Source organism: Burkholderia sp. 28_3, assembly GCF_003253915.1.
GTDB lineage: Bacteria > Pseudomonadota > Gammaproteobacteria > Burkholderiales > Burkholderiaceae > Burkholderia > Burkholderia cenocepacia.
The window spans coordinates 209,194-221,523 of the sequence record NZ_QKZF01000008.1; the positions used below are offsets into that span (position 1 = coordinate 209,194).

Genomic DNA, 12,330 nt, shown 5'->3' on the forward strand with positions numbered 1-12,330 from the left:
CATCTCGGCACACCGCACCATTGCCGCATGAATACCGTTTCGTCACCGACGTCGCGCAGCGCGCGACAACCGCTCGTCGCGGCAGCCGCGGTTGCGTTCACGATCGTCTCGTGGGCGTCCGCGTTCCCGTTCATCCGCATCGGCCTGCACGGCCTCGCACCGCTGCAGCTCGCGGCGGCGCGCTTCGCGACCGCCGCGTTGCTCGTGATCGCATGGCTCGCGTGGCGACGGCCACCGCGGCCGACGAAAGCCGATGCGTGGCGCTTTCTCGCGTGCGGCCTGCTCGGCATCGCACTCTACAACGCGCTGCTCAATACCGGCGAACAGACCGTGTCGGCCGGCGCCGCGAGTTTCATCGTGAATACGCTGCCGATCTTCACCGCGCTGCTGGCCGCCGTGTTCCTGCGCGAGCGCTTCAATCGCTGGGGCTGGCTCGGTTCGCTGGTCAGCCTGGCCGGCATCGCGGTGATCGCGCAAGGGCAGCCCGGCGGCCTCGTCCTCGGCTCGGGAAGCACGCTGATCCTCGGCGCGGCGCTGTGTTCGGCCAGCTATTTCGTGCTGCAGCGGCGGCTGATCCCCGTGTACGGCGCGCTGCCGTGCACCGCGTACACGCTGCTGGCCGGCGCGGTCCTGCTCGCGCCCTGGCTACCCGGCGCGCTCGTGTCGCTCGGCGGCGGATCGCGCGATACGGCGCTGGCCGTCGTCGTACTCGGCGTCTTTCCCGCCGCGCTCGGTTACGCCACCTGGACCTTCGCGCTCGGCTACTTCGGCGCGGCGCGCGCGGCCAGCTTTCTCTACCTGACGCCGGCGGTCGCGACGCTCCTGTCGGTGGTGCTGACGGGCGAGCGGCCGGGCATCGCGACGGCGTGCGGCGGCCTGCTCGCGATTGCGGGAGTGATCGTCGTCGCGTTGCGCGGACGTGCCTAGCTGAAGTCGAGCCGGCAGCGAATTGCGCGGCTGACGCGACGATCCGACGGCAGAAGCGAGCCGGTCCCAAAACGCCTCCGCTTCTGCCGATCCGGATGAACGGTTCGGCCCGTGGAATCGGCACCCACTCGTGGGCGCGTGCCGAACTTGACCGTTAGTTGCATAAAGACGGACATCGCGCTCGATGCGGCACGACGGATGAAACGGGATACACGATTCTCGCGTGACCAAACTGTGCAGACAAATCGACCGAACAGTTCCCGATTGACCGCGCGTCAGTGTCCATGGCTTCGCCCCGGCGACCGGCCGAATAATGGATGCGGCCGTAAGGCCGACGACAGCGAATCGCAGCCTTCGGGCCGCCGCAGCGCACGATTTCCGGCATCCGGCACCTTCGGTCTCCGGGCGCCGACCCGTGTCGCGCCGGCCCGCTACGGGATTCGCCGCAGCGCGCAAAACCGGCTTCAGATATATTCATATGAATTGCACCGCGTCGGGTACCGGCCTGCCCGCTCGCCCCGGGCGGCACGTCATGCGGCCCGGCGCGATGCAAGTGAAGCCCGCGAGGGTATGGAGACTCGTCCGATCGCCCCGGCCCCGCAGCCGGCCGGTCGAGACGTCAATAGAAAGACATTCAATTCGGAGATGGCAGATGGAACGAAGCACTGTCGGCATGCGCTGCAAACCCCTGATCACCGTTGCACTGGCCGCCGCCGCGTTCGCGGCCGCGTCGACCGCGCTGGCCGACCAGGTCGTGAAGATCGGCAGCGTCGAACCGACGACGGGTGGCATCTCGCACCTCGGCAAGGACAACGAGAACGGCGCGCGCCTCGCGGTCGAGGAAATCAATGCGAAGGGCCTGACGATCGGCGGCAAGAAGATCACGCTGCAACTCGACGCGCAGGATGACGCGGCCGACCCGCGCCAGGCCACGCAGGTGGCGCAGAAGCTGGTCGACGACAAGGTCGTCGCCGTGATCGGCCACCTGAACTCGGGCACGTCGATCCCGGCGTCGAAGATCTACAGCGACGCGGGCATCGTGCAGATCTCGCCGTCGGCCACGAACCCGACCTACACGCAGCAAGGCTTCAAGACGACCTACCGCGTCGTCGCGACCGACGCGCAGCAGGGCCCGGCGCTCGCGAGCTATGCGCAGTCGAAGGGCGTGAAGAGCGTCGCGGTGATCGACGATTCGACCGCGTACGGCCAGGGCCTCGCGAACGAATTCGAGAAGAAGGCGAAGGCGCTCGGCCTGAAGGTGCTGTCGCACGACGCGACCAACGACAAGGCGGTCGACTTCCGCGCGATCCTGACGAAGATCAAGGGCGAGAACCCCGACGCGATCATGTACGGCGGCATGGACGCCACCGGCGGCCCGCTCGCGAAGCAGGCGAAGCAGCTCGGCCTGCGCGCGAAGATCCTGTCCGGCGACGGCGTGTGCACCGACTCGCTGGCCGAGTTGGCCGGCCCGGCGGCCGACAACGTGCTGTGCTCGCAGGCAGGCGCTGCGCTCGAGAAGATGCCGGGCGGCGCGGACTTCCTCGCGAAGTACCAGAAGCGCTTCAACCAGGGCATCAAGTTCGATGCGCCGTTCGCGTATGACGCGGTCTACATCGCGGTCGACGCGATGAAGCGCGCGAATTCGACGGACCCGGCGAAGATCCTCGCGGCGATGCCGGCGACCAAGTACGACGGCGTGATCGGCACGACGACGTTCGACGCGAAGGGCGACCTGACGCACGGGATCATCTCGATCTACGGCTACAAGAGCGGCAAGAAGACCTTCCTCGACCAGGTGAAGATGTAACCCGACGCGGCGTCGGCACGACGGGAACGCCACCCGTCGGCGCCGGCGCCGCGCGGGCCGGATTCTGATTCACGGAGACGAAGCATCATGTGTGCAATGGCGTATGCGGAATTCCAACAGGAGTTGAAGAAGGCGCAGTTGACGGCGCGCGAGTTCGCCCGCCTGATCCGGATGAACGAAAGTTCGATCACCAACTATTCGAGCAAGGGCACCGTCCCTTCCCACCTCGCGGTCATCGCGAAACTGATCGGCACGCTGGCCGCGCACGAGATCGACTTCCGGCGCGTGATCCGGCAAATGCGGATCGAGCCGAAACGGCCGCGCGGCGTCGGCGTGTTTCCCGCCGCGGAAAAACCGCGTCCGCGGAAAGCGGCGAAAGCCGACGCCTGACCCGCGCCGGCCCAGGTCGAAAGCGGCACGGGGATGGCCGCTCGACGCGCGATCGACGCGCCCTTACGCGCCGCACCGCTACCGCATCACCCTACCGCGCGCACATGATCGAGCAGCGCCTGCAACGGATGGCGCACCTGCTTCGACGACAGGCGTTTCACCTGGCTGCGACACGAATACCCGGTCGCCAGCGCCTCGCCCTCCTGCTCCGACCCATCGACGTGCGCGGCCCACGACTGCGCATAGATCGTCTTCGACGTCGCGAGATTGCGCGCCTCGTGCCCGTACGTGCCCGACATCCCGCAACACCCGGTCGCCTGAACCTGCAAGCGCAACCCGCGACGCGCGAACACCTGCGCCCATTGCTTGCCGCTGTCCGGCGCATTGGTCTTCTCGGTGCAGTGCGGCAGCAACCGATATGAAACCGTCGCCCTGCCCGCACCGGCTTCCGGCAACGCGCCCAGCAGCCACTCCTGCGGCAGCGCGACGGTCGGCACATCGGCGAGCCCCGTCACCTTCAGGTATTCCTGCCGATACGTCAGCGTCATCGCCGGATCGAGACCGACCAGCGCGACGCCCGAGCGCGCCAGTGCGGCCAGTTGCGTCGCGTTGCGGATCGCCGCCTTCGCGAATGCGTGAAGAAAGCCCTGCACGTGCAGCGCCTTGCCGTTCGGCGCGAGCGGCGCGAGCCACACCTGGAAACCGACGCGCGCCACCAGCTCGATCAGCGTCGCCAGTTGCTCGGTATCGAAATAGCGCGTGAACGTGTCCTGCACGATGACGACGCTGCGCGCGCGCTGCGCCTCGCTCAGCGCGGCGAGCGCATGCGGATCGGCCGGCTTCACGTTCCATGCGCGGATCACGGCCGCGAGATCGAAGCGGCTCAGCAGCGGACTGTCGACCATGCCGACCTGGCGCTCGAGCAGCGTCCTTACCCAGTTGGCGCCCATCAACCCGTTGTACAGCGCGGGCACGCGCGCCATCCACGGCATCGTGAATTCGAGCGAGCCGATCAGGTAATCGCGCAGCGGTCGCAGGTAGCGCTGGTGATACAGCTCGAGAAAGCGCGAGCGAAACTCGGGCACGTTCACCTTGACCGGGCACTGCCCCGCGCACGATTTGCATGCGAGACATCCGGCCATCGCGTCGTACACCTCGTGCGAGAAATCCGCGTCGCGATGACGCGCGTTGCGGCTGTTGCGCCAGCGCTCGGCCAGACCGCGCAGCAACGGCTGCCGCGTGCGCGCCGTCGCGACGACGTCGACGCCGGCCTGCCCTTGCAGGCGCAACCATTCGCGCATCAGCGACGCGCGCCCCTTCGGCGACTGCACGCGTTCGCGCGTCGCCTTCCACGACGGGCACATCGCGTCGTCGGGATCGAAGTTGTAGCACGCACCGTTGCCGTTGCAATGCATCGCGGTGCCGTAGCTCTGCCACACGCGCTCGTCGATCTGCCGGTCGTGGTCGCCGCGCGTCGGCACCTCGTCGATCTTCAGCAGCCGCAGCGTGGGGGCCGGCGGCGTCGCGATCTTGCCCGGGTTGAACTGGTTGTGCGGATCGAACGCGGCCTTCAACTGCTGCAGCGACGGATACAGCTCGCCGAAAAACGCCGGCGCATATTCGGAGCGCACGCCCTTGCCGTGCTCGCCCCACAGCAGGCCGCCGTGACGCTGCGTGAGTTCGGCCACCGCATCCGACACCGGCCGCACCAGCGCCGCCTGCTTCGGGTCCTTCATGTCGAGCGCCGGACGCACGTGCAGCACGCCCGCGTCGACGTGGCCGAACATCCCGTACTGCAGCCCGTGGCCGTCGAGCAGCGCGCGAAATTCGGCGATGTACGCGGCGAGGTTCTCCGGCGGCACCGCGGTGTCCTCGACGAACGGTTGCGGACGCGCTTCGCCCTGCACGTTGCCGAGCAGGCCGACCGCGCGCTTGCGCATCGCATACACGCGCTTCACCGCATCGTCGCCGGCCGCCAGCGTATGGCCGAGACGCTCCACGCTCGTATCGGTGCGCAGATGCTCGACGAACGCGCGCACCTGCGCATCGACGTCGTGTTCGTCGTCGCCGCTGAATTCGATCAGGTTGATGCCGAGCGTCGGACGCGCGTCGTCCTGCGGGAAATACTCGGCCACGCTGCTCCACACGAAGTCCTTCATCGCGAGCATCAGCACCTTCGAGTCGACCGTCTCGATCGACAGCGGCCGGTGTTCGAGCAGCGCGCGCGCGTCGCGCAGCGCGTCCATGAAGCCCGCGTAACGCACGTTGACCAGCACCGAAAACTTCGGGATCGGCAGCACGTTGAGCTTCGCCTCGACGACGAAGCCGAGCGACCCTTCCGCGCCGCACAGTACGCTGTTCAGGTTGAAGCGGCCGTCCGCTTCGCGCAGGTGCGCGAGGTCGTAGCCGGTCAGGCAGCGGTTGAGTTTCGGAAACTTCGCGTCGATCAACGCGGCCTTGTCGTCGCGGATGCGCCGCGCGGTGCGATATACCTTGCCGACGCGGTCCTGCCGCGCGCAGCGGCGCTCCAGTTCTGCTTCGTCGAGCGCGTCGCTGTGCAGCCGCTCGCCGCCCATCAGCACGAAATCGAGTTCGAGCACGTGATCGCGCGTCTTGCCGTACGTGCAACTGCCCTGCCCGCTCGCGTCGGTGTTGATCATCCCGCCGACGGTCGCGCGGTTCGACGTGGACAGCTCCGGCGCGAAGAACAGCCCGTGCGGCTTCAGCGCCGCATTGAGCTGATCCTTGACGACGCCCGCCTCCACGCGCACCCAGCGCGCTTGCGCATTGATTTCGAGGATCCGGTTCATGTTGCGCGACAGGTCGACGACGATGCCGTCGGTCAGCGACTGCCCGTTGGTGCCGGTGCCGCCGCCGCGCGCGGCCACCGCGACGTCGCGGTGCGCGGGCTCGGCCAGCAGCCGGGCCAGCAGCTGGACGTCATCCGCGTGCGCGGGGCAGATCACAGCCTGCGGCAGGCGCTGGTAGATCGAGTTGTCGGTGGCCTGCACGGTCCGGTTCGCATGGTCCGTGCGGATTTCCCCGGCGAAGCCGGCGGCCTGCAGCGCGACGAGAAAATCGCGGTAAACGGTCGTGGACGGGCTGGCGGGACGGGGCAACGGGACGATCGACATGGGGCAAAGGCGCAATGGGGGTGGAGCCGGCCGGTTCGCGCACGCCCAAACATGATTTTTTGGCAAGTTTCCGCTCAACCGGGAATTCCAGTATCTTTGGATATTCCGTCAGAAACAAACGAATTCTTACCCGGCGAAGCTTGCATAAAACTCATGAATTACCGTCGCCTCACCCCGTCGATGTCGCTGCTGCTCGTGTTCGAGGCCGCCGCCCGGCATGAAAGCTATACGCGCGCGGCCGACGAGCTGTCGCTGAGCCAGAGCGCGATCAGCCGGCAGGTCCAGACGCTCGAGGATCAGCTCGGCGTGCCGCTGTTCCGGCGTGAAGGCCGTTCGGTCAAGCTGACCGAAGTCGGCCGCCGCTACTTCGCCGAGCTGAGCGGCGCGCTCGGGCGCATTCGCGGCGCGACGCTGCAGGCGATGTCGCATCAGGCCGGCGCCGGCACGCTGCGGCTGGCCACCCTGCCGACGTTCGGGTCGAAATGGCTGCTGCCGCACCTGCACGGCTTCTACGCCGCGCATCCGGGCGTGACCGTGCACCTTCATTCGCGGATCGGCGCGCTCGATTTCCTCAACGACGACCTCGACGCGGCGATCACCGTCGGCGCGGGCGACTGGCCGGGCCTGCACGCGCACCGGCTGTACAACGAGTTCCTGATCGCGATCGCGCCGCCCGACGCCGGCGGCCGCCGCAAGGCCGACGCGCGCACGCCGGCATGGGCGGCGAAGCAGACGCTGCTGGGCGTGACGAGCAATCAGCAGGCCTGGGCCGAGTGGTTCTCGCACTATCGGCTCGATCATCGCCAGATGCGGATCGGTCCGAGTTTCGAGCTGACGTCGCACCTGATCCAGGCCGTGCGCGCCGGAATGGGGATCGGGCTGGTGCCGAAGGTGCTGGTGGAGGATGAATTGAGCCGCGGCGAACTCGACTCGATCGGCGACGCGATCACCAGCCAGCGCAGCTATTACCTCGTCTATCCGCCGGGCAACGAGACGCTGCCGTCGCTCGTCGCGTTCCGCGAATGGCTGCTGACGTCGTGCTGACGTGCCGCCCGTAGCGGGCTTCACGCACGCCACTCGCCGAGGATCTGCTCGGCCAGGTAGTCGCACGGCGGGCGCGCGGACTGCGCGCTGCGCGCGAGCACGACCTCGAGTTCGCCGAGCGACGGCAGCCCGTGGCTCTCCGACAGCTGCAACAGGTGATCGGGCACGCAGCAGCGCGCGAGCGGCGCGATGGCGAGGCCGGCCTCGACCATGCTGAGCAGCCCGAGAAAGCTCGGGCTTTCGTATGACATCCGGTACGGAATCTTCCGCCGGTTCAGCGCCTTGATCGCATGATCGCGCGCCATGCTGCCGTGCGAGAACAGTGCAACCGGCAGCGGCCGCTCTTCCCACACGTTGCGCTTCGCCGATCCGGTCCAGACGATCGGCTCGAGCCGGATCAGCTCGCCGGACACGCCCTTGACGCGGGTCAGGCACGCGAGGTCGACCGTGTTGTCCTTCAGCATCGGCACGAGCGCGCTGCTCGGCTGGCCGATCACGCGCACTTCCACGCGCGGATGCATCGCGGCGAACTTGCCGAGCACCTGCGGCAGCAGCGACGAGATGTAGTCGTCGGGCACGCCGATCGTCACGCGGCCGCGGATCTCCGGGCGCACGACCGACGCCCACGCCTCGTCGCGCATCGCGAGCATCCGGCGGCCGTAGTCGGCGAGCATCCTGCCGTCGTCGGTCGCCGTCACGTTGCGCGTGTCGCGGATGAACAGCGGCTTGCCGAGCGCGTCTTCCAGCGTCCTGATCTGCATGCTCACCGCCGACGGCGACCGATGCACGGCCTGCGCGCCCTGCGCGAACGATCCGGAATCCGCGACGGCGACCACCATCGCGAGCACATCGAGGTCGAGCTTCTTCATGTCGATTCAGAAAAACTGATCAATCGATTCAGTTTATCCCGTTTTACTGTTCACCTCCATCGCCGGACAATGCATTCCGTCGGCACTCACTCGATGCAGGAAGCAGAAAACATGCATACGTCCGGATCGCTCTACGGGTTTCTCGTCATCGGCGGCATGCTCGCGGTGACGCCGGGGCCGAACATGGTCTACGTGATGTCGCGCTCGATCGCGCAAGGGCGGGCGGCCGGACTCATTTCGCTCGCCGGCGTGATGATCGGCTACCTGTTCTACATGTTCGCCGCGGCGTTCGGCATCACGACGCTATTCATGAGCGTGCCCTATGCGGGCAGCGTGCTGGGCGCGGTCGGCGCGACCTATCTGCTGTACCTCGCATGGCAGGCGGTGCGGCCCGGCGGCCGCTCGCCGTTCGAGGTGAAGACGCTGCCGAACGAGCAGCCGCTGCGGCTGCTCGCGATGGGCGCGACGACCAGCGTGCTGAACCCGAAGCTCGCGATGCTGTTCGTGTCGCTGCTGCCGCAGTTCATCGACTACGGCCAAGGCAGCGTGTTCGGCCAGTCGCTGTTTCTCGGCTCGCTGCTGATCGCCGCGTTCGCGTCGGCCAACGGGCTGGTGGCGATCTGCTCGGGCAGCCTGGCGACGTTCCTGCACGGCCGCCCGGCGCTGCTGCTCGCGCAGCGCTGGGTGATGGGCCTCATCCTCGGCAGCCTCGGCGTGCAGATGGTGATCGAAGCATCGAAGCTCGCGGGCGTCGCGTGAGCGTCACGCCGCCGCACGCTCCCGCACGGTCGCGGGCCGCGCGCGCGCGGCGGGCAGGCATAAGCGTCACGCGGCGATGGCCTGCCGCTGCGCCTCCAGTTCGCGCACGAGCGGCAGCACGCGCTTGCCGAAGTATTCGACTTCCTCGATGAAGTGCAGGAACCCGGCCAGCACGAGATCGACGCCGATCGCCTTCAGGGCGACGATCCGCTCGGCGATCTGCTGCGGCGTGCCGATCAGGTTCGTGCGGAAGCCGTCGTTGTACTGCACCAGATCCTCGAACGTCGACTTCGCCCAGTTGCCCTCGCCTTCGGGCGACGCCTTGCCGGCCTGCTTCACCGCATCGCCGAACGCGTGCACGGCCTCGACGTGCGCATGCCGGATGATGTCGTCGAGCACGGCCTGCGCTTCTTCCTCGGTGTCGCGCGCGATCACGAACGCGTTGACGCCGATCCGCACGCGATGGTTGTTCGCGGCCGCCTTCGCGCGGATGTCGTCGATCTGCGCCTTCAGGTTCTCCGGCGTATTGCCGTTCGTGAAATACCAGTCGGACACGCTCGCCGCGTTGTCGCGCGCCGCGCGCGAGCTGCCGCCCTGGAAGATTTCCGGATGCGGCTTCTGCACCGGCTTCGGGCTCAGCGTGTAATCGTTGAAGCGATAGAAGTCGCCCTTGAACGTGAAGTTGTCCTGGGTCCAGATACCCTTGAGCGCCTGGATGAATTCCTTCGAGCGCCGATAGCGTTCGTCGTGCTCGAGCCACGGCTCGCCGATCGCGGTGAATTCGCCCTTGAACCAGCCGCTCACGACGTTGATCGCGATACGCCCGTTCGAAATGTGGTCGATCGTCGCGAGCTGTTTCGCGACCACGGCCGGATGCCACGGCCCCGGCAGGATCGCGGCGAGCACCTTGAGCTTCGTCGTCGCATGCAGCAGCGCCTGGCTGAACGACACCGACTCGTGCTGGTATTCGGCGCCGTAGCCGGCCGTGAAGCGGATCTGGCTCAGCGCGTAGTCGAAGCCGGCCGCCTCGGCCGTGCGCGCGAGTGTCTGGTTGTACTCGAGGCTCCAGTCGGTGCGCTGCTCGATCGTGCTGACGACGAGGCCGCCGCTGACGTTCGGCACCCAGTACGCGAATTTGACGCCATCGGCGGAAGGGTCGGGAAGGCTCATGAAGGTGTCCTGGTCGAAGGGGAAACGAAAAAGCGGCTTACGCGGCCGCGACGGAAGGCGCGGGCGCGCGCAGTTGCGGCACCGCGCGGTCCACGGCGAGCGCGATGCGCTCGCGCAACGCCGCACTGGCGATCTGGTACTGGTCGAAATCGCTTTCGGACGCGTACACGCCGATCGGCAGCGTGCGCGCCTGGAAGAAGCTGAACAGCGGGCGCAGTTGATGGTCGATCACGAGCGCATGCCGCTCGCTGCCGCCGGTAGCCGCGAGCAGCACCGGCACGTCGACGAGCGCGTCGTGGCGCACGAGGTCGAACAGGTGCTTGAAGAGACCCGTGTACGACGCGCGATACACCGGGCTCGCGACGACCAGCGCATCGGCCGTCTCGATCGTGCGGATCAGCGCGTCGAGATCGGCCGGTACCTGCGCACGCGTCAGCGCGCCGGCCAGCCGGCTGCCGATCTCACCGAGTTCGATCAGCCGCGTCTCGATCGGCAGCGCGGCGCCCAGCGCGGTAACGATCGCGTCGGTCAGCGCCAGCGTGCGCGACGGCCGCTGCAGGCTGCCCGATATCGCGACGACGTTGAGAGTGTGGCTCATGCAATGCGTTCCCGTGGTGAAGCCGCGTGTCGATGCGGCGATACCGGTTCGGGTCAGCAAGGAGCGTGCCATCGGCATGGATGCGCGAAAGAAATCTCGTCCGGACAACGAAATTTCTTGTCATCGCCCGCCGGCACTGGCGCGCCGCCAAATGCGCGATGCTGGCAAGCGTTGCGACGCGCCTGTCACATCGATATTCCGCGACGCGATGAACGGGATGCAGCGGGTCTGCTGATGTGCTGCTGATCAGGCAGCAACGCATCACGCGCGATAGCGTCGAATTCGACGTCTCGACGTCGCGGCACCGCCGCTCTGCCGCACCATTGCGGGTTCCGCAGCAATCGCACTTTGGTTATCAGAAATCGATGCTTTTCGCGCGCGGCGAAACGTTCAACACTCTGCTGACCACGCAGCAGCCGGACCGCGGCGCCCGCCGGCACGGGCGCGCTCGGCCCGGCCATCCAACGGTTCATCGCCATGACTTCGATTTCCGCATCGCCACGCCCGCTCAATCTTCGTATCGTCGCCGCATCGCGCGACCCGGCTGCATGGCAGGCCGCGGCGCCGGTGCTCGCGCTGCCCGAACGTCACGCACCGTCCCGCGCGCAGGCGCAGGTGTTCGCCGACCCGCGTTCGCTCGCGCTGCTCGAACAGGTTCGCCGCGTCGCGCCGAGCGACGCGAACGTGCTGATCGTCGGCGAGACGGGCACTGGCAAGGAACTGATCGCCCGCCGCGTGCACGCGCTCGGTGCCCGTCGCGACGGACCGTTCGTCGCGGTGAACTGCGGCGCATTCTCCGAAACGCTCGTCGACAGCGAACTGTTCGGCCACGAAAAAGGCGCGTTTACGGGCGCGTTGAGCGCGAAGCCCGGCTGGTTCGAAGCCGCGAACGGCGGCACGCTGTTTCTCGACGAAATCGGCGACTTGCCGCTCGCGATGCAGGTCAAGCTGCTGCGCGTGCTGCAGGAACGCGAGGTCGTGCGGCTCGGTTCGCGCACGGGCATTCCGGTCGACGTGCGTGTGGTCGCGGCGACCAACGTCGACTTGCAGCAGGCGGTCGCGGCCGGACAGTTTCGCGGCGACCTGTTCTACCGGCTCAACGTCGTCCAGCTCGCGGTCCCGCCGCTGCGCGAGCGGCCGGGCGACATCCTGCCGCTCGCGCGGCACTTCTTCGACGTTTACCGCGACCGGCTCGGCGGCGGGCCGCACCGCCTCGATCCGCGCGCCGAGCGCCGGCTCCACGCACACGACTGGCCCGGCAATATCCGCGAACTGGAGAACGTGATCCATCACGCGCTGCTCGTGAGCCGCCACGACACGCTGCAGGACACCGACCTGCACATCGCGCCGCCGTGTCCGCCGGCCATCGCCGCGCCTGCGGCCGATTCGTCCGCCGACGCACAGGCGGCGCTCGAACACGCGCTGCGCGACCTGTTCGACGACGGGCACGGCAATCTCTTCGAGCACATCGAGGACACGGTCATGCGCGTCGCGTTCGAATTCAGCCATCGCAACCAGATCCGGGCCGCGCAGTTGCTCGGCATCAGCCGCAACGTGCTGCGCGCGCGGCTGATTCGCGCGAAGGCGATCACCGCGCTGAAGTAGCGGCGCCCGGCTCCCGGCGCACGCCGC

The 12,330-nt window shown here is 67.7% G+C and carries 11 protein-coding genes; 6 read left to right on the forward strand and 5 right to left on the reverse strand.

Annotated features, from left to right (window positions below; translation table 11 throughout):
* Positions 1–27 precede the first annotated feature (27 nt).
* From DFS13_RS19415 to DFS13_RS19425, 3 genes are all read left to right on the forward strand, one after another.
* Positions 28–927, forward strand: coding sequence for a DMT family transporter (locus DFS13_RS19415; protein ID WP_006490937.1), 900 nt, complete (start codon positions 28–30; stop codon positions 925–927).
* Between the two features lie 652 nt (positions 928–1,579).
* Positions 1,580–2,734 carry a branched-chain amino acid ABC transporter substrate-binding protein gene (locus DFS13_RS19420; protein WP_006490927.1) on the forward strand — a complete coding sequence of 385 codons (1,155 nt, stop codon included), beginning with the start codon at positions 1,580–1,582 and terminating at the stop codon, positions 2,732–2,734.
* An 87-nt stretch (positions 2,735–2,821) separates the two neighbouring features.
* Positions 2,822–3,124 carry a hypothetical protein gene (locus DFS13_RS19425; RefSeq protein WP_006490931.1) on the forward strand — a complete coding sequence of 101 codons (303 nt, stop codon included), beginning with the start codon at positions 2,822–2,824 and terminating at the stop codon, positions 3,122–3,124.
* 86 nt (positions 3,125–3,210) lie between these two features.
* On the opposite strand, the gene DFS13_RS19430 is transcribed toward DFS13_RS19425, so the two are convergent.
* Entirely contained in the window at positions 3,211–6,258 is a 3,048-nt protein-coding gene (locus tag DFS13_RS19430) for an FAD-binding and (Fe-S)-binding domain-containing protein (RefSeq protein ID WP_111442006.1), read from the reverse strand.
* Positions 6,259–6,411: 153 nt separating this feature from the next.
* Between DFS13_RS19430 and DFS13_RS19435 the strand changes: the two genes are divergently transcribed.
* The gene (locus tag DFS13_RS19435; protein WP_006492443.1) at positions 6,412–7,302 is read left to right on the forward strand and encodes a LysR substrate-binding domain-containing protein; all 891 of its coding nucleotides are present in this window, start codon (positions 6,412–6,414) and stop codon (positions 7,300–7,302) included.
* A gap of 20 nt (positions 7,303–7,322) precedes the next feature.
* Here DFS13_RS19435 and DFS13_RS19440 read toward each other — a convergent pair whose 3' ends face one another.
* Positions 7,323–8,171: a LysR substrate-binding domain-containing protein gene (locus tag DFS13_RS19440; protein ID WP_006490930.1), complete on the reverse strand. Its 849-nt coding sequence runs from the start codon at positions 8,169–8,171 to the stop codon at positions 7,323–7,325.
* Between the two features lie 111 nt (positions 8,172–8,282).
* On the opposite strand from DFS13_RS19440, the gene DFS13_RS19445 reads away from it, so the two are divergent.
* Positions 8,283–8,930 carry a LysE family translocator gene (locus tag DFS13_RS19445; RefSeq protein WP_060265148.1) on the forward strand — a complete coding sequence of 216 codons (648 nt, stop codon included), beginning with the start codon at positions 8,283–8,285 and terminating at the stop codon, positions 8,928–8,930.
* Positions 8,931–8,996: 66 nt separating this feature from the next.
* On the opposite strand, the gene sfnG is transcribed toward DFS13_RS19445, so the two are convergent.
* From sfnG to DFS13_RS19460, 3 genes are all read right to left on the reverse strand, one after another.
* Entirely contained in the window at positions 8,997–10,100 is a 1,104-nt protein-coding gene (gene sfnG / locus DFS13_RS19450) for a dimethylsulfone monooxygenase SfnG (protein WP_006490941.1), read from the reverse strand.
* A 37-nt stretch (positions 10,101–10,137) separates the two neighbouring features.
* Positions 10,138–10,698, reverse strand: coding sequence for an FMN reductase (msuE, locus tag DFS13_RS19455; protein ID WP_006490935.1), 561 nt, complete (start codon positions 10,696–10,698; stop codon positions 10,138–10,140).
* A gap of 185 nt (positions 10,699–10,883) precedes the next feature.
* Positions 10,884–11,177, reverse strand: a complete 294-nt coding sequence (locus DFS13_RS19460; protein WP_111442007.1) for a hypothetical protein — start codon at positions 11,175–11,177, stop codon at positions 10,884–10,886.
* Here DFS13_RS19460 and DFS13_RS19465 point away from each other — a divergent pair.
* A complete protein-coding gene (locus DFS13_RS19465) occupies positions 11,176–12,303 on the forward strand; it encodes a sigma-54-dependent Fis family transcriptional regulator (RefSeq protein ID WP_111442008.1) in 1,128 nt (375 codons plus the stop codon). The two genes, DFS13_RS19460 and DFS13_RS19465, sit on opposite strands and share 2 nt — an antisense overlap.
* Positions 12,304–12,330: the final 27 nt, after the last annotated feature.